Consider the following 16,359-nt stretch of genomic DNA (forward strand, 5'->3'; position numbering starts at 1 on the left):
GGGCTCGAGTACCGGGTCACCAGGCTCCGCGAGCATCAGCTCCGACCGGACGACGCCGAGGAACCGCACGGCGCCGGCAACCGCGTCCCGCCCGGGCTCAGGGACGGCCACCGCCCACCACGCCGCAACCATCCCGAGCTGGTGCGGCCGATCCTTCCGCCGCGCGGGCGAAGGCGAGGATGTCGGGAACTGCCTCGCGCAGACTCGCGAAGTGGCGGTGCACGCCCACCACCGCGACCGCGGCGTTGACGCCCCACACCGTCATACCGGCCCGCAGCCCTGCCTCGACTCCGGAGGCGGCGTCCTCGATGACCAGGCAGTCCTCGGGCCGGGCACCGAGCTGCTCGGCGGCCAGCAGGTAGGGCACCGGTGACGGTTTGCCCTCCTCCACCGCGGCGGCGTCGACGACGACGTGCGGTACCGGCAGGCCCGTCCGGGCGAACCGCCCGCGCACCCGGTGCTCATAGTTCGAGGTCACCAGCGCCCATGATGCCGCCGGCAGCGCGCCCAGCAGCTCCGCCGCACCGTCGAAGGCCGCATAGACGCCGGACCGAACGTCGTCGTCCTCCAGTTCGTGCAGCGCAGCCAGGCACTCTTCTGGATCCTGGTCCGGGGCCACCTGCGCGAAGGTCTCCAGCGGCCGCGTCCTCAGCGCCACGCGACAGACCTCATCCGCGTCCAGCCCGTATCGCCCTGCCCACACTCCCCAGACCCGGCCTGGTTGTCCACGGCGTCGATCAACGTACCGTCGACATCGAGGAGGACGAACCTTCGCGGGCCGGACTGCACACGCTCATTGGTCACGTCGTGATCATGCCAGGAAGCCCTGAGGATCATCCACGGAACGACCTCGAAAAATATTCTTCCCGGATGCTGTCACACACGCGTGCCCAGGTCCGTCGGTGCTGTGAAGAGGCCGACCAGGCCCGACGTGAAGGAGAGCAGCCATGACGAACACCTCCGTCTCCCGGATGTCGAACCCGGCGGAGTTCGTGCCCGAGGTGAACGATGTCAGCGCGGCCCTGTTCCGTGCCACCGGGAACCAGTCGGTTCCGCGGACCACGATCAACCTGGTCCACCTGCGTGCCGGTCAGATCGTGCGCAACACCTACCTGACCGTCCTCAACACCAGCTTCCTGCGCAAGGCCGGCGAGTCGGAGGAGCGGATCACCGCCGTCGCCTCCTGGCAGGACGCCCCCTACTTCACCGACGCCGAGCGGGCAGCCCTCGCCCTGGTGGAGGCCACGCTCCAGCCCGCCCCGTACGGCAAGGAACGCGTCAGCGACGAGCTGTACGCCGAGGTGGCGAAGCACTACGACGAGAAGGCGCTGGCCACCCTGACCATCGCGATCGGGCAGATCAACTTCTTCATCGCCCTGGCCGTCATCGGCAAGCCGCAGCCGGTCGCCTCCCTCGCCGACCAGCAGTGGGACTGACCCGGACGCGATCACCGAAGCGTCCCGGGCCGCGCCCGCATGGCCCGCGCGCCTGAACCACCCCCGGCAACCCCGGGCCGCCCTCGCCCCGCCCCGGCCCGGTCGCCCCGCCCCGGCGGCCGCCCCGGCCCGGTCGCCCCGCCCCGGCGGCCGCCCCGGGCCGGCCGGGACGGCGGGGCTCAGCGGAGCGCGGCCCCGCCGCGTACGGCGGTCACGAGCCAGGAACTGCTCCGCAGCCACACCCCGCCATTCCCGTCCGACTCATGCCCGTCCGACTCATGGCGCCGCAGGGCGGCCGTCAGGGCCTGGCGGGCAGCGTCCTGCTCGGGCGGGGTCACCTGGTCGAGCAGGTGGCGGCCGGGACCGGAATCCAGCAGGAACGCCGCGGCGTCCATCGCGTCGGTGCCCCACTTCCCGGCCGCCTCGATGCGCCGCACGTCCACCTTGTCGAACCCGCTGGTGGTGAGCAGGTCGCGGATGCGACCAGGATCGGTGAGCGAGAACATGCCCGGGCCACCGGGCTTCCCGAACCCGCCGAGCGGCAGAAGGCCGTCCAGTGAGGCCAGTGCCGCGAGCCACTCGTTGGCCTCGGCCTCGGCCGCGCAGATGAACGCCAGCCGGCCGCCGGGACGCAGCGCGCGGTGGAGGTTGGTGAACGCGGCGACCGGGTCGGAGAAGAAGGTCATGCCGTACCGGCTGATGACCGCGTCGAACGCCTCGGATTCCAGGGGGTGGACCTGGGCGTCGCCCTGTACGAAGGACACGTTCGCGACCCCTTCGCGTACGGCGCTCTCCCGGGCCTTGTCGAGCATCGGGCCCGACAGGTCCAGGCCGAGCGCCCGGCCGAGGCCGGCGCGCCGGGCCGCGAGGCGGGTGGTGCGGCCGGCGCCGCAGCCGATGTCCAGGACGGTGTCGGTTCCGGTGATGGCCGCGGCGTCCAGGAGGGGCTGGTTGAAGCCGTCATTGATGGCGTCCCAGCGCTCCTGGCTGCGGGCCCACTGCGCGCCCTCGTATCCGTTCCAGGCCTCGGCCTGCGCGGTGTTGGCGAGCTGCTGCATGGGGAACTCCCTACCGCCGGGGCGCGCAGGGGCGTCCCGGCCCTAGTATGGGCAAGTGCCCAAACGGTATGGGCGAATGCCCATACTTGCAATGGGCCGTGGAGAAGGGGCTGTTGTGTCACCTCGTGGAGTGGCGATCCCGGACTTGCGCGAGCGGCTGTTCGCGGCCGCGGAGCGGGTGGTGGCCCGTGACGGCGCCGCGGCCCTGACCAGCCGCGCGGTCACCGCGGAGGCGGACTGCGCCAAGGGCGTCCTGCACACGCACTTCGCCGGACTGGACGAGTTCGTGGCCGAGTTGGTCCTGGACCGGTTCGCGCGCAGCGCCCGCCAGGCCGAGGCCCTGCAGGCCCGGGTGGGGCAGGCCACGGTCGCGGAGAACCTCCAGGGGGTCGTCCTGGATCTGCTGGACTCCCTGCCTCCCGCGGTGGTGGGGCTGGCGATGACCCGCCCCGCGGCCGCGTTGCGCACGCGTGAGGGCTTCGAGTCCGGCGCGCCGGCGTTCGACGCGATCCAGCAGGCCGTCACCGCCTACTTGCAGGCGGAGCAGCGCGGCGGCCGGCTGCCCGCCGACGCCGACGCGTCCGCGATCGCGCTCGCGCTCGTCGGCACGACCCACCACCTGCTCATGACCCGCAGCCCCGGACAGGGCGAGAACACCGAGACGACCACGCGGCGGCTGCTGGCCGTACTCCTCACCTGCTGAGCCGTCCCCCGCCGTCACCGGGCGGCGGTCCCGGCCGGCGTCCGGCCCATGCGCGGCCCGGCTCCCGCCCCCGCGCCGGCAGGGCGGGACCCCACCAGGACCGGACCCGCCGTATCGGCCGCCGCGCCTCTGACCGCATGCCGCCGGCATCGACGGCCACGCGAACCGGTGCCCGGAATCCAGATCCCGGAGAGGGGGAGCGACCGACCGGCCTCGCGCCTGCCCCAGCGTCCGAACAACCACTTGCGCATACCCCCTAGGGGTATATAGTGAAGCTGTGCGGCCCAGGGGAGAGGTCCGCAACCGGAATTCGGGACTGGGGATGAGGGTCATGGACCACAGCGCACACCACACCGGCTCCGCTCACGAGCGCACCGCTCACGCCGGCCATGAGAACCACGGCGCCGGCCACGCCCACGACCACGGCGCCGGTCACGCCCACCACGGGCACGCCCAACACGCGGGCGCGTCCTGGGGGATGGCGGCGAAGGCCACGCTGCACTGCCTGACCGGATGCGCCATCGGTGAGATCCTCGGCATGGTCATCGGCACCGCACTGCTGTGGGGCAACGTCGAGACGATGATCCTGGCGATCACGCTGGCCTTCCTCTTCGGCTACTCGTTCACGCTCATCGCCGTACGCCGGGCCGGCCTGGACTTCAAGAGCGCGGTCAAGGTGGCCCTGGCCGCCGACACCGTCTCGATCGCCGTCATGGAGCTGGTCGACAACGGCATCATCGCCCTCACCCCCGGGGCGATGGACGCCCACTTGTCCGACGGCCTGTTCTGGGGCGCACTGCTGGGCGGCTTCGCCGTCGCCTTCCTGATCACCACGCCGGTCAACAAGTGGATGATCGGCCGCGGCATGGGCCACGCGGTCGTCCACGCCTACCACTGACCGCCGCCGACGCGAACACGGCGCCCGTCGTCCGGGGCACCCCCGCTCTCCCGGGGTGCCCCGGACGCCTGTGCGCGCCACGCTGGTGGTGAGCCGCACATGCCGGGCCGCCCGGGCGCGGCCGCCCCGGCCGCGCCGGCCCGCGCGGCGCGAAGGAGGCTGCCGCGATGTCCAGCACCGTCAAGGACATGCTCGCCACCTACCCCGCCGACCTCGGCGACATCGACCGGGCCAAACTGACCCGCTGCATCGAGGAGTGCATCGCCTGCGCGCAGGCGTGCACCGCGTGCGCGGACGCCTGCCTCTCCGAAGGCATGGCCGGCGACCTCGCCAAGTGCATCCGTACCGACATGGACTGCGCCGACATCTGCACCGCCACCGCCGCGGTCCTCTCCCGTCACACCGGCTACGACGCCAACATCACCCGCGCCATCCTCACCGCCTGCGCGACCGCCTGCGAAGCCTGCGCGGACGAGTGCACCCGCCACGCGGACATGCACGAGCACTGCCGTGTCTGCGCCGAAGCCTGCCGCTCCTGCCGGCAGGCGTGCGACGACCTCCTGAGTGCCCTCGGCTGACGTTCGGCTCTCTCCGCGAAGCCCTGTGGCGCGACCGGCGAACGGTCGGCTGTCCAAGCCGCTTCTCTCCCCTCAGCCGGAATACCCCCAGGGGGTAAAGCGTTCCGGCTCCTCTGAGGCCGGTTACCCCCTAGGGGTATCTGCGCGTGATCTCGGTGGAGGGCAGAGCGGCGTCAACGTCAATGGTCCGTCCCCGGCGCTGGTGGGCGCTGGGCGTGCTGGCCACAGCACAGTTCATGGTCCTGGTGGACGTCCTGCCCGCCTCACTGGTCGCCGCGACGGGCATGTCCCTGGCCTACGTCCCGGCCCTGATGTCGGCGATGGCCGGCGCCCCGCCGGAGCAGGCGGGCCTGGCATCGGGCATCGTCAACACCACCTACCAGGTCGGCTCCGCCCTGGGCCCGGCCGCCGCCCTGACCGCGCTCGCCGCGTCCCGGGGCGCCGACCGCCCCGGTGACCTGCCCGCCCTGACCGAGGGCTTCGGCAGCGCCTTCCTCGGCGCCGCCGCCATCGCCGCGACCGGGGCCCTGGCCACCGCCCTGCTGATGAAGGGGAACAGGCCCCCGGCCGCCGCCGCGGTCCAGGCGTCCCCCGCCGAAAGCGAGCACGCCAGAACCTGACCGCACATACAGCGAGGGGCCACCGGACCGATGTCCGGTGGCCCCTCCCGAGCGCGCCGACCCGGCAACATCGCTGCTGACGGCGGCCCTGAGGCGGGCGCCGACACGGAATACACCACCTCGGTACCAGTCGGGAGCCGCTCCCGGGCGGGCAGCCGCGCCGCAGTCCGCTGGGTGCCGGCAGCGCCGGGACGGTGACCGCGTCCGGCCCCCTGGCGGCTGCTCAGCCGGGTGAGGTGCCCGGGTCGATGATCCGATACCCCACGCCGGGTGTGGTGGCGATGACCGAGGGGGCGCCGAGTTTGCGGCGCAGGCGGCTGATGGTCACCGTGACGGTGTTGGTGAACGGGTCGGCGTGTTCGTCCCACACCTGTTCGAGGAGGTTCTCCGTGCTGAGGAAGGCAGGGCTCGCGTCCAAGAGGGCTTCGAGTACCGCGAATTCCTTGACGGACAGGTCGAGTGGGCGGCCGTCGCGGCCGGCGGTGCGGCGCACCGGGTCGAGTTCGATGCCCGCCGTGCTCAGGGTGCGGGACCGGGCGGCAGGGCGGCGGCGGGCCAGGGCGCGGATACGCAGGACGAGTTCGGGGAAGTGGAAGGGCTTGGCGAGGTAGTCGTCGGCGCCCAGGGTCAGGCCGCTGACGCGGTCGCCGGGTGAGTCGGCGGCGGTCAGCATCAGGACCATCACGCGGTCGTCCTGCTCGGTGATCATCCGGCAGAGGGTGTCGCCGTGGATGCCTGGCAGGTCGCGGTCGAGCACGACGACGTCGTACGCGTTGACGTCCAGCTTGGCGGCGGCGTCGAGCCCGTCGTGGGCCACGTCCACGGCCATGCCCTGGTCGCGCAGTCCCTCGGCGACGACTTCGGCGAGGGGGCGGGCATCCTCGACCACCAGGACTCTCAACGCGCCACGCCCGTCCCTGAGCCGGAGGCTTCCGCCGTCGCCCTGCCGTCCGTACGGGGGAAGGTGATGGTGACGCGCAGGCCGCCGCCGGAGCGGGCGCGCAGGTCCAGGGTGCCGCGGTGGGCCCGGGTGATGGCCGCGACGATGGAGAGGCCGAGGCCGCTGCCGTGGCCGGTGCCGGTCCGGTCGGCGCCAAGGCGGCGGAAGGGCTGCGCGAGGTCCGCCACCCGCCGCTGGTCGAGGACCGGTCCGCTGGACTCGACGACGAGGGACACGGCGCCCGCGTCGTCTCCTTCGGCCCGTACGGCGACACTGATCCAGCCCCCGGGGTCGTTGTGCGTGATCGCGTTGTCGACCACGTTGTCGGCCACGCGGCGCAGCAGCGTCCGGCTGCCCCACACCCACGCGGAGTCGTCGGTCCGGCTCTCACGCACGGTCAGGCCCCTGGCCGCGATGTCCTCCGCCCGCCCGGTCAGGGCGGTCAGCGCGAGTCGGCCGAGAGAGAGGTGCGCCGAGTCGGTGAACTCGCCGTGCTGGGAGCGAGCCAGGACGAGGAAACCCTCCAGCAGCCGGTCCACCCGGTCGAGCTCGGCGCGCATCCGGACGGCCAGCGTGGCCGTGGCCTCGGGTACCGGGCCCGGCTTGGCGAGGGCCACGTCCAGGGAGGCCCGCATCGTGGTGAGCGGGGTGCGCAGCTCGTGGGAGGCGTTGGCGACGAAGAGGCGCTGGGCGTCGAAGGAGCCCTCCAGGCGGCCGAGGAGGTCGTCGATGGTGTCGGCGAGGTCCTTCACCTCGTCGCCGGGGCCGCCGATGGCCAGGCGTTCGTGCAGGCTGTCGGCGGTGATCCGGCGGGTGGCCGCCGTCATCACGCGCAGCGGGCGCAGCACCCGGCCGGCGACGAACCAGCCGAGGCCGACCGAGATCACCGCCATGACGCCGAGGGCGATGGCCGAGCCGACCAGGATCTGCCGGGTCCGGGTGTCGTGCGCCTGGGCCAGTTGCCGCTCCAGTTCGTCGATGCGGACCTGGGCCTGTGCCGCCGTGGCGGCCTGATCGGTGCCGCCGTCGGGGGCGGTCCGGCTGGAGCGCGATCCGCCGGATGCCACCACGGCCACGATGGCGAGCAGCGCCGTTCCCGACAGCAGGAACAGCGTCACGTACAAGGCGGTGAAGCGGGTGCGTGCCGTGCCACGGCGCAGACCGAGCCGGGCACTCAGGCCCGCGAGTCGTCGGGGCGCCCCCCATGTCATCCGCACGCTCCCCCCTCGCCACCGCACCGAACACGTACCAGGACACCCACCGAACACGTACCAGGACATGCACCGAACACGTACCAGGACACGCACCGGAACACGTACCGGCCCAGGCTAGACCGAGGCGCCTAACAGCGAGATGACAGTGGCCGTTCGGCCGCTGTAACCCGCTCCGCCCCAGGGTGGGGCTCATGAGCGATGAGAGTACGAAGGCGACGATCGACGTCATCGGCCTGCGTAAACGCTTCGGGCCACAACTCGCCCTGGACGGGATGACGTTCACCGTGAGGCCCGGGCGGGTGACCGGCTTCGTCGGCCCGAACGGCGCGGGCAAGTCCACCACCATGCGCGTGATCCTGGGCCTTGACGCGGCCGAGGAGGGAAAGGCCCTGGTCGACGGGGTGCCGTACCGCACCCTGCGTCGCCCGCTGCGGCACCTGGGGGCACTGCTCGACGCCTCCGCGCTGCAGCCGAGCCGCACCGCCCGCAACCACCTGCTGTGGCTGGCCCACTCACAGGGCGTACCGGCCCGGCGGGTGGACGAGGTGATCGACCGGACCGGCCTGGGCACGGTGGCCCGGCGTAAGGCCGGCGGCTTCTCGCTGGGCATGCGCCAGCGCCTGGGGATCGCGGCGGCGCTGCTCGGCGACCCGCCGGTCGTCATGCTGGACGAGCCGTTCAACGGCCTCGACCCGGACGGCATCGTGTGGATGCGCGGCTTCCTGGCGGAGCTGGCCCGGCAGGGCCGCGCCGTCCTGGTCTCCAGTCACCTGATGGGCGAACTCGAGGACACCGCGGACCATCTCGTGGTCATCGGCCGCGGCCGGGTCGTCGCCGACACCAGCGTGTCCGAGCTGCTCGCCGCGGTGTCCGGCGGCCGGGTCACCCTGCGTACCTCCGCGCCTGAGCGCGCCGCCCACGTCCTGCACGGCGCGGGCGCCACCGTCCTCGCCACCGGCCCCGGCACCCTCGGCGTCACGGGCCTGCCCGACGAGGGAATCGTGGCCCTGCTCGCCCGGAACGGGGTGCCGTTCTCCCAGGTGTCCACGCACCGGGCGACGCTCGAAGAGGCGTACATGGAACTCACCCGCGACGCGGTGGAGTACCGGGCCGTCCCGGCGGGGAAGGCCGCGCGATGACCGCCACCGTCCCCCCTCGCCCCCCGGCCACGCGGCGCGCCGAGCCGAGCGGGTTCCTCAGGGCGCTGCACGCCGAGTGGACGAAGTTCCGTACGGTACGCGCCTGGGTCCTCGCCATGGCGGGGGCGCTCCTTGCGACGATCGTGGTCGGCCTGCTGGGCACGGCCGCCCCCGCCCCCGCCGGTCGCGGCGCCGACTCCGCAACGTATCCGAAGGGCCCCGGCGGCGAGGCCGTCAACGACAGCTTCTCCTTCGTCCACAGGACCCTCACCGGCGACGGCTCCCTCACCGTTGCCCTGCGCTCCCTGACCGGCGTCGCCGACACGGGAAACGGCAGGACGGCCCGGGGCGTCCAGCCCTGGGCGAAGGCAGGGATCATCGTCAAGGAAAACCTCACCCAGGGATCCCCGTACGCGGCGGTCATGGCCACCGGCGGCCACGGCGTGCGCATGCAGTACGACTACACCCACGACACGGCGGGCCCTCCCGGCAGGATCACCCAGGAGTCCCCACGCTGGCTGCGCCTGGTCCGCTCCGGTGACATCCTCACCGGCCACACCTCCACCGACGGCTCCCACTGGACCGAGGTCGGCCGTGCCAAGCTGCCCGGGCTCGCGCGCACCGTGCGGGCCGGGCTCTTCGCCACGTCACCTCAGGCGAAGCGGGACACCGCGGCGGGCACGGGCTTCACCCCCGCCGTGGCCACCGGCACCTTCGGCCCTCCCGGCCTCACCGGCCGCTGGTCCCCCAGTGCGTGGAGCGGCACACAGGTGGGTGGCGACGCGGGCACCTCCGGCAGCTACACGAACACCACCGAGGGCGGCTTCACCCGGACCGACGGCGGCGGGTTCACCGTGACCGGAGCCGGCGACATCGCACCGGTCGTCGGCGGGCCCGTCATGGGCGCCGGCTTCTCCGTCGAGAACTTCCTCGTCGGCACCTTCGCCGGGCTGATCGTGGTGATCGCCGTGGGCACGGTGTTCATCACCGGCGAGTACCGGCGCGGTCTGGTGCGTACGACCATGGTGGCAACTCCCCCGCGGGGCCGGGTGCTCGGCGCCAAGGCGCTGGTGGCCGGGGGCGCCGCGTTCGCCGTCGGCCTGGTGGCCGCCGCGATCACCCTTCCCATCGGGCAACGCGGCGCGCGCGGCAGGGGTTTCCACGTCTTCCCCGTCTCGTCGGCGACCGAAGTGCGCGTCATGGTCGGCACCGGCCTGCTCTGCGCGGCCGCCGCCGTGCTCGCTCTCGGCGCCGGTGCCCTGCTGCGGCGCAGCGGTACGGCGGTCGCCCTGGTCGTCGCGTCGATCGTGCTGCCCTTCCTGCTCGCCACCTCCGGCGTACTGCCCCCGGGCGTCTCGGAGTGGCTGCTGCGGCTCACTCCGGCCGCGGGCTTCGCCATCCAGCAGACCCTGCCGCGGTACGCGCAGGTGCTCAGCGTGTACGAGCCGTCGACCGGCTACTACCCGCTGGCGCCCTGGGCCGGCCTCGCCGTGCTGTGCGGATACGCGGCGCTCGCCCTCGGCCTGGCCGTGGTGCGGCTGCGCGGGAGGGACGTATGAGTCTCCCGGGCGGCGCACGAGGCACGGACACGGCGGACGGCGTGTGGCGGGGGGACTTCGGCCGCGCCCTGCGCGCGGAATGGACGAAGCTGCGCACCGCCGGGGGTACGGGCAGGTTGCTCCTGCTCGCCGTCGCGCTGACCGTGGCCGCCGGCTGCGGCACCGCCAAGGCGGTGAAGTGCCCCGACTCGGGGTGCGGCCAGGACGCCGTCCGGCTCGCCCTGACCGGCGTCACCGTCGGGCAGGCGGTCATCGCCGTCGTCGCGGTACTGGCCGTCAGCGGCGAGTACGGCACCGGGATGATCCGCACCACGCTCACGGCGATGCCCAACCGGCTCACCGTCCTCACCGCCAAGGCCACGGTCCTCACCACGGTCGTCCTGGCCTCCGGGACGGCTGCCGTCCTGGCCTCGCTCCTGGCCGGCCGCTTCATCCTCCCCGGCAACGGATTCACCGGGGCGCACGGCTACGCCCCGCTGTCCCTGGCCGACGGCCCGACCCTGCGCGCGGCCGTGGGCTCGGTCCTTTACCTGGTCCTGATCGCCCTGATGGGCCTCGGCGTGGCGACGGCGGTACGGGAGGCGGCGACCGCCATCGGGATCGTGCTCGGGCTGCTCTACCTCTTCCCGGTCGTCACCCAGGTGGTCGGCGACCCGGAGTGGCAGCGCCACCTCCAGCAGATCGCGCCCATGACCGCCGGACTCGCGGTCCAGGCCACCGTCCACCTGCACGAGCTGCCCATCGGCCCCTGGGCCGGCCTGGGCGTGCTCACCACATGGGCCGCGGCCGCGCTCCTGGCCGGCAGCCTGCTGCTGCACAGGCGGGACGCGTAGCAGCTCGGGAGCCGGCCGGTTCATCAGCTAGTGGGCCGGGTCGTCGCTGTCGCCGGTCTCCCCGATGACGGCCCATCGGTGCGCGAGGCGTCGGCATGCCTGGACGAGTTCGCGCGGGCGAAGGTCGGTGAGTTCGGCATCGAAGGTGGCAAGGATGCCGGCGATCCCCGCCCAGGACCAGGCGCCGAGAGTGAGACGGCAGTGCTCGCTGTCCAGGTGTTCGACGACCGAGCCGCCTGGCGCCCAGCGGGCGACGACACCGGCGGGAAGGCGGAGCCGGGCGCTGCCGGTGCATGGCCAGGCGGCGGTGGTGTCCCCGCGGTCGTGGCTGCTCATGACGTACTGGGCGAGGTCGCCTCCGGGAAGCTCGCGGGCGGTGAAGCGGCGCGTCGTCGGGCGCGGGTGGAGGCGGTCGACACGGCACACCCGCCACTCCTGGTCCGCGAGGTCGTAGGCGACCAGGTACCACCGGCCGGCCCAGACGACCAGGTGGTGGGGCTCGATGCGGCGGGCGGGCAGGAAGTCGTCGTCGCCAGGCTCCGGGCGTGAGCCGTCGGCGCGCAGCGTTTCGGTGACGAGCACGTGGCGGCGGTGGACCGCGGCCCCCACGGCGGTGAGCGCGGTCGAGTCGATGGGCGGTGCGGAGAACTCCCAGTAGTTCTGGAGCCTGGTCAGGCGCAAGGCTCCCATGGCCGCCCGCAGCGGGGCGGGCATCACCTGTTCCAGGGCGGCCAGCGCCCTCGCCGCGTCGTCCGCCAGGCCGAACACCGTGCTGGGCGCGGTCTGCAGAGCCACCGCGACCGCGAGGGCCTGATCGTCGTCGAACAGCAGCGGAGGAAGGGTGTGCCCGGCACCGAGCCTGTAGCCGCCGTCGGGACCGTGGACGGTGGTGATCGGGTAGTCGAGCCGGCGCAACGTCTCGATGTCGCGGCGGACGGTCCGCTCACTGACCCCGAGCCTGGTGGCCAGCTCACGCAGCGGCCACTGCCTGCGCGACCCGAGGAGGGACAACAGTCGCAATGCCCGCCGTGAAGTACTCGCCATCACCTCATCATGGCCAGTACTGGCCACTCCGTGTCCACTACCGCTGTCATCGTCGGTCCACGAAAGCAACTGGCGGTGAAAGGGGACGATATGCGTGTCGTTGTGGTGGGTGGCGGGATCGGTGGGCTCGCGCTGGCGGCGGGGTTGCGCCGCCGAGGTTTCGAGGTGACGGCATTCGACCGCGACAGCGACGTCACGGCGACAGGCGGCTACCACATCACCCTGGACGAGCGGGCGCAGTCGGCGCTGCGGAAACTGGTGGCGCCGGCCATCATGGAGCGTCTCCTGGCGTCGGCCTCAGCACTGCGGCTGCGCGACCGCGACGCGTTCTGGGACCGCCGAGGCCGGCTCCTCGGCCATGGACCGGACCTCAGCAGTGATTCCGGCGTCGACATCGACCGCATCACCCTGCGCACCCTCCTGGCGGAGGCGGTCGGCGACGACCTGCACCTGGGTCGGACCGTCACCGGCGTCGGCCGCGACGAAGACGGCGCACCCCAGGTGTTGTTCACCGGCGCCGCGCCCGTCAGGGCTGATCTGGTGGTGGGCGCGGACGGCGCCCACTCACTCGTCGCCCGGCACCTGGCGGGAGGCCCGACCAACAGCCCGGCCGGCATCATCGGGTTCTCCGGCCGCACCCGCCTCGGAGACCTGAGCCCTCGTGAACAGCGGCGGCTCGGCCCACGATCAGCACTGGCAGCAGGCCCTCGGGCCACGGCCCTCTACATCGGCTTCCTCGACCCGGTCGGCAACGCCGTCCTCGATGCACCGAAGCTGCGGATGTCCGTCACCACCGGACCCACCTATGTCTGGGGCGGCATGTTCCGCGAATCCGCCGTCACCGACGCCCTGCGTGATCTCCGTGGGGGCGAGCTGCAGGCGGCGCTGGTGGACCGGTTCCGTGAGCGGGGGTGGGCCGAGCACACGCTCGAGGTCATCGCCCGCGCCGCCCCCCACAGCGTGGCCGCATTCCGCTTCAACGCCGCCTCGACCCGCGCAGCCGACCTCGCCCCATGGCCCGCGGGCCCGATCACCGCACTCGGCGACGCCGTCCACGCGACACCACCAACCGCCGGAATGGGCGCCGGCGCGGCCATCCGCGACGCCGCCGGCCTGCTCGAGCATCTCTGCGAGGCCGCCGACGGCGCCACCACTCTCACCCTGGCCGTCAGCCGGTTCGAAGCAAACATGCGCCGGCGCGGCAGCGAAATCCTCACCCTGGCCATGAAAACCGTCCGCCTCATCCTGGCCACCGACACCCCCCTCGGTGCCGCCGCCACCGCCGCGACCACCCCGCTCCTGGCCGCAGCCGTCCGGCTGCGCCGACGTCACTGACGATCGACGCCGGCGCAAACGTGATGCGGTCAGTCCCGTCCGCTCGCCGCTGTCAGCGCCGGTGTGCCGCCGCCGTCCCGTTCCGCTTGCCTGGGGTGTCGGCTTCAAGGGAGTTGTACGACGTATCCGGGCTCGACACCGTGGATGGTCTCAATGGCTGTGCTGGAGGTGACCCAGAGGCTTGTCGGTTCGTCGCCGACAGGGATCTGGAATACGCCGTGGACCGGTCCTCGGCTTCCGGGGTTGATGCCGAAAGCAGGGGCGACCTGGCCTTTGCTGTTCCAGTACTGGGCGTACTCCGAGGCGTATGCGGAGTCCTTCTGCGACTGGGTGTAGCGGGTGTCTCCGACATTCAGGCTGACGGTGTTGTCGGCGTTCCAGCTTGCCATGCTCTTTCCGGCATTGACTGCCTGCATGGTGAGGACGCAGAACTGCTTGCCGGGCTCTGGCGACGGGGTGGTGGGCGACGCGCCGACCGATTCAGCGGCGTATGCCATGACGGCGGTGTCCAGTGGCTTGCCGCAGACCACGCTGTTCACCGTGAACCTCCACCGGTCCGGCTCGGCCGAGGTGTTCGAGGCCAGGATCGTGACGGTGAAGGGCTCGCCCGGGCGCACGGTGCCGAGCACCACGGCCCCCGGAGGCGCGCCGGCCCGGCTGGGGGATGGCGGCGGTACAGATCCCGCAGTGCGATCGCCGGCCGTTCGGTCAGGCGCGCTTGAGCAGGCAGCCAGTCCCACCAGCAGGGCAGCAGCCGCAGCAGCACCGGTCACACCATGACGCCAGGCCATACATCCATCCTGCCCTCTTTCTCCGGACGGTGCCCATCGAGACGCTCGTATCGGGGTCCCTGCTGCGGCGGCCACGGCGGGGGCACAGGATCAAGGCCCAGCTTCCGGTCTCGTATCGCGTCGGGCCGGGCCCGCCGGTGCCGCGTTGGGCTGCCGGCGTTCGGGTCGCCCAGCGTGTCGCCGTAGAACCCGAACAGGCGTAGCCCTTCCGGCCCGTCGGTGCCCGTCCGGCGCAGGCGTTGCCCGCGGTCGGCGGTGAGGCGGCGTGTCCGGGCGCCGGGCCATGGCCGCGGCAGCACTTCCGGGGAAAGCAGCGGGTCCGGTTCCATGGCCGTGGTGAACTCGGCCCGACCTCGTGGTGGAGCGCGGGACTGGGGTTTCAGTACCACGACTTGCAACGGCATCCGACCCAGGTGAGGACCTTGGACGGTGCGCGGGTTCTGGCGGCGGGCATCGGTAGGCTACGGCGAAGCCGGAGGATGTCCCGGGAGGGGCGGCTGGCACCAAGTGGCCGGCTGTGGGGCTTGGTCCTTCCGGTCTCTCATTCTGGGGAGGAACGGTATGAGGGTGTCCATCGGGGTGGCTGCAGCGGTAGCCGTGGCGGCATCACTGCTTGCAGGGTCGGCAGCAGCGGAAGCGGCCCCTGGGTGGCGGGACTTCTCTGGACCGGCAGACGGTTACGGTGACCTCGTCGTCATCAACCCGGACAGCAGTGCTTCGTTCTTCTGGGGTTCGGGCGCCGGTGGATTGCGCGCCCACCCCGTCTACTGGGGCCAAAGCGCCGGGTTCAACCACTTCGTCGCCTTGAGCGACCTCAATGGTGACGGGTGCAACGACCTTCTCAGCCGCCGGACGAACGGAGACCTGTACCGAGAGGAAATCCTCTGCTCGCCCGGCATGGGCGGGCAGATCGAGACGAGCCGACGCCTGGGCACCGGCTGGAACCAGTTCAACGTCCTTACCTCGCCCGGAGATATGACGGGCGACGGCCGCGCTGATCTGATCGCGCGCCAGGCCACCACCGGCGACATGTACCTGTACGCGAACGAGGGGACAGACCTGCTCAAAGCCAGGGGCCGCATCGGTACGAACTGGAAGCTCTACCGCGCCGTCCTGGGCGCCGGTGACCTCAACGGGGACGGCATCGGCGATGTCCTCGCGGTCGACCGCAACGACTCGCTGTGGCGCTACGACGGCACAGCCGCCGGATCACTCAAGCCCCGCACCTTGGTGTTCGGCAATCGCTGGGCCACCAGCCGCAACGCGTTTGTGGGCGTCGGTGACATCACCGGAGACGGGCACCCTGATGTGATCTCCCGGAACGCCCAGGGACAGCTACTGCGCAATAGCGGCACCGGAACCGGCACATTCCGCTCCACGGTGAAGATCGCCACCGCCGGATGGGACCGATACAAGGCACTCTTCTGATCACACGGAGTCGTCAGGGGGAGTCGAAGGCCCAGCCGCAGTCGAGGTCGGCTCGGGTGGCGCACGAGCAGGCCGGGGCCTGGGCGGAGGAGGGTTGACGGCATCGGGGCGGGTCCTTGAAGAAGACCCATGTCCGCGGCTGGCGCCCGCGGCACGATCGGCGGCACGTTTCCGTTCTGTCAGCGCCACCGCTGCACCCGAGTGAAGGCCTTCCAGCGGGGGTTGCTGCCGCTGCCCGCGGGGGAGCCGGCCACCTGAGCCAAGCCAAGCCGCGTCACCGATGTCCGAGCATGTGCCTCGGCTTGTGCGGAGGCCCGCAGCCACGACCTCGGCGCCAAGTGGTGCCACTCAGTCAGGCGGCTGCCGAGCGGCGGCAACTCCGCCGGCGGGTGGCCGCCGCGCGGTGGTGGCGTGAGGAGTGCACGCCCTCGCCGATGCGGCCGCAGTGGATCACGGACCACCCGACTCGGCCTGCGTCCGAATGACGTCGCCTCGTCCGGGCTTCCGCCGACCGGCGCCACATGCCGGGCCGTCCCGCGTGAAGCCGGCCGTTACGCCCGTACTTCTTGCTTGGTTCACCACATCGGTCAGCCGATGACTGTGGCAAGGGCTGTGGCGACGGCGGCGGCGAGGGTGAGCACGGTGGCGAACGCGGTTGCCGCACGGAAGAAGGCAGCGGGGTAGGTCGCGCCGTCGAGACGGGCGATCTTGCCTGCCACCGCCGCGGCAAGGAATGCGGAGATCAGGACGAGGGCGATGGTGAACAGCATGACAGTGAGACCG

General features: G+C 72.2%; 15 protein-coding genes and 2 pseudogenes. 10 read left to right on the forward strand and 7 right to left on the reverse strand.

The genetic code is table 11. The annotated features are described in order from the left end of the window. Positions 1-97 precede the first annotated feature (97 nt). Positions 98-804, reverse strand: a pseudogene (locus tag E2B92_RS30515) (HAD-IA family hydrolase). Positions 805-947: 143 nt separating this feature from the next. On the opposite strand from E2B92_RS30515, the gene E2B92_RS30520 reads away from it, so the two are divergent. Continuing rightward, complete coding sequence (locus E2B92_RS30520; protein WP_126884548.1) at positions 948-1,436, forward strand: carboxymuconolactone decarboxylase family protein; 489 nt, start codon at positions 948-950, stop codon at positions 1,434-1,436. Positions 1,437-1,615: 179 nt separating this feature from the next. Here E2B92_RS30520 and E2B92_RS30525 read toward each other — a convergent pair whose 3' ends face one another. Continuing rightward, positions 1,616-2,494 carry a class I SAM-dependent methyltransferase gene (locus E2B92_RS30525; RefSeq protein WP_126884549.1) on the reverse strand — a complete coding sequence of 293 codons (879 nt, stop codon included), beginning with the start codon at positions 2,492-2,494 and terminating at the stop codon, positions 1,616-1,618. Positions 2,495-2,609: 115 nt separating this feature from the next. Here E2B92_RS30525 and E2B92_RS30530 point away from each other — a divergent pair, with 115 nt between their 5' ends. From E2B92_RS30530 to E2B92_RS30545, 4 genes and pseudogenes are all read left to right on the forward strand, one after another. After that, positions 2,610-3,197, forward strand: a complete 588-nt coding sequence (locus tag E2B92_RS30530; RefSeq protein WP_185923546.1) for a TetR family transcriptional regulator — start codon at positions 2,610-2,612, stop codon at positions 3,195-3,197. A 331-nt stretch (positions 3,198-3,528) separates the two neighbouring features. Further along, positions 3,529-4,095 carry a DUF4396 domain-containing protein gene (locus tag E2B92_RS30535; RefSeq protein WP_235024051.1) on the forward strand — a complete coding sequence of 189 codons (567 nt, stop codon included), beginning with the start codon at positions 3,529-3,531 and terminating at the stop codon, positions 4,093-4,095. A gap of 167 nt (positions 4,096-4,262) precedes the next feature. Then, entirely contained in the window at positions 4,263-4,673 is a 411-nt protein-coding gene (locus tag E2B92_RS30540; protein WP_126884551.1) for a four-helix bundle copper-binding protein, read from the forward strand. Positions 4,674-4,915: 242 nt separating this feature from the next. Next, positions 4,916-5,293: pseudogene (locus E2B92_RS30545) on the forward strand (MFS transporter); the annotation flags it as partial. Between the two features lie 223 nt (positions 5,294-5,516). On the opposite strand, the gene E2B92_RS30550 reads toward E2B92_RS30545, so the two are convergent. Next, entirely contained in the window at positions 5,517-6,194 is a 678-nt protein-coding gene (locus tag E2B92_RS30550) for a response regulator transcription factor (RefSeq protein WP_200836983.1), read from the reverse strand. Continuing rightward, a complete protein-coding gene (locus E2B92_RS30555) occupies positions 6,191-7,444 on the reverse strand; it encodes a sensor histidine kinase (protein WP_185923547.1) in 1,254 nt (417 codons plus the stop codon). Before E2B92_RS30555 ends, E2B92_RS30550 begins: the two co-directional genes overlap by 4 nt. Positions 7,445-7,638: 194 nt before the next feature. Between E2B92_RS30555 and E2B92_RS30560 the strand changes: the two genes are divergently transcribed. From E2B92_RS30560 to E2B92_RS30570, 3 genes are read left to right on the forward strand one after another with little or no spacing between them, the layout of a single operon-like run. Next, positions 7,639-8,586, forward strand: coding sequence for an ABC transporter ATP-binding protein (locus E2B92_RS30560; protein WP_126884553.1), 948 nt, complete (start codon positions 7,639-7,641; stop codon positions 8,584-8,586). Then, entirely contained in the window at positions 8,583-10,145 is a 1,563-nt protein-coding gene (locus E2B92_RS30565) for an ABC transporter permease subunit (protein WP_126884554.1), read from the forward strand. Before E2B92_RS30560 ends, E2B92_RS30565 begins: the two co-directional genes overlap by 4 nt. Then, positions 10,142-10,978, forward strand: coding sequence for an ABC transporter permease subunit (locus tag E2B92_RS30570; RefSeq protein WP_126884555.1), 837 nt, complete (start codon positions 10,142-10,144; stop codon positions 10,976-10,978). The genes E2B92_RS30565 and E2B92_RS30570 overlap by 4 nt, the downstream gene beginning before the upstream one ends. Before the next feature lie 27 nt (positions 10,979-11,005). Here E2B92_RS30570 and E2B92_RS30575 read toward each other — a convergent pair whose 3' ends face one another. Further along, on the reverse strand, positions 11,006-12,022 hold the full coding sequence (locus tag E2B92_RS30575) for a helix-turn-helix transcriptional regulator (protein ID WP_126884556.1): 1,017 nt from the start codon (positions 12,020-12,022) through the stop codon (positions 11,006-11,008). Positions 12,023-12,031: 9 nt separating this feature from the next. On the opposite strand from E2B92_RS30575, the gene E2B92_RS30580 reads away from it, so the two are divergent. After that, positions 12,032-13,357 carry an FAD-dependent oxidoreductase gene (locus E2B92_RS30580; RefSeq protein ID WP_200836984.1) on the forward strand — a complete coding sequence of 442 codons (1,326 nt, stop codon included), beginning with the start codon at positions 12,032-12,034 and terminating at the stop codon, positions 13,355-13,357. Positions 13,358-13,461: 104 nt separating this feature from the next. On the opposite strand, the gene E2B92_RS30585 is transcribed toward E2B92_RS30580, so the two are convergent. After that, on the reverse strand, positions 13,462-13,989 hold the full coding sequence (locus tag E2B92_RS30585) for a DUF4352 domain-containing protein (protein ID WP_235024052.1): 528 nt from the start codon (positions 13,987-13,989) through the stop codon (positions 13,462-13,464). 720 nt (positions 13,990-14,709) lie between these two features. Here E2B92_RS30585 and E2B92_RS30595 point away from each other — a divergent pair. Next, the gene (locus E2B92_RS30595) at positions 14,710-15,576 is read left to right on the forward strand and encodes an FG-GAP repeat domain-containing protein (protein ID WP_126884559.1); all 867 of its coding nucleotides are present in this window, start codon (positions 14,710-14,712) and stop codon (positions 15,574-15,576) included. Between the two features lie 587 nt (positions 15,577-16,163). Here the strand turns inward: E2B92_RS30595 and E2B92_RS30600 are convergent. After that, positions 16,164-16,346, reverse strand: coding sequence for a hypothetical protein (locus E2B92_RS30600; RefSeq protein WP_126884560.1), 183 nt, complete (start codon positions 16,344-16,346; stop codon positions 16,164-16,166). Positions 16,347-16,359: the final 13 nt, after the last annotated feature.

Source organism: Streptomyces sp. WAC05374, assembly GCF_004353505.1.
Classification (GTDB): Bacteria; Actinomycetota; Actinomycetes; order Streptomycetales; family Streptomycetaceae; genus Streptomyces.

Bases quoted from the DNA above. Each gene is read 5' to 3' on its own strand.
- E2B92_RS30565 (WP_126884554.1), top strand. From the start codon at position 8,583: ATGACCGCCACCGTCCCCCCTCGCCCCCCGGCCACGCGGCGCGCCGAG.
- E2B92_RS30580 (WP_200836984.1), top strand. From the start codon at position 12,032: ATGGCCAGTACTGGCCACTCCGTGTCCACTACCGCTGTCATCGTCGGT.
- E2B92_RS30560 (WP_126884553.1), top strand. From the start codon at position 7,639: ATGAGCGATGAGAGTACGAAGGCGACGATCGACGTCATCGGCCTGCGT.
- E2B92_RS30575 (WP_126884556.1), bottom strand. From the start codon at position 12,022: ATGGCGAGTACTTCACGGCGGGCATTGCGACTGTTGTCCCTCCTCGGG.
- E2B92_RS30540 (WP_126884551.1), top strand. From the start codon at position 4,263: ATGTCCAGCACCGTCAAGGACATGCTCGCCACCTACCCCGCCGACCTC.
- E2B92_RS30570 (WP_126884555.1), top strand. From the start codon at position 10,142: ATGAGTCTCCCGGGCGGCGCACGAGGCACGGACACGGCGGACGGCGTG.
- E2B92_RS30595 (WP_126884559.1), top strand. From the start codon at position 14,710: ATGAGGGTGTCCATCGGGGTGGCTGCAGCGGTAGCCGTGGCGGCATCA.
- E2B92_RS30555 (WP_185923547.1), bottom strand. From the start codon at position 7,444: ATGACATGGGGGGCGCCCCGACGACTCGCGGGCCTGAGTGCCCGGCTC.
- E2B92_RS30525 (WP_126884549.1), bottom strand. From the start codon at position 2,494: ATGCAGCAGCTCGCCAACACCGCGCAGGCCGAGGCCTGGAACGGATAC.
- E2B92_RS30520 (WP_126884548.1), top strand. From the start codon at position 948: ATGACGAACACCTCCGTCTCCCGGATGTCGAACCCGGCGGAGTTCGTG.
- E2B92_RS30600 (WP_126884560.1), bottom strand. From the start codon at position 16,346: ATGCTGTTCACCATCGCCCTCGTCCTGATCTCCGCATTCCTTGCCGCG.
- E2B92_RS30535 (WP_235024051.1), top strand. From the start codon at position 3,529: ATGGACCACAGCGCACACCACACCGGCTCCGCTCACGAGCGCACCGCT.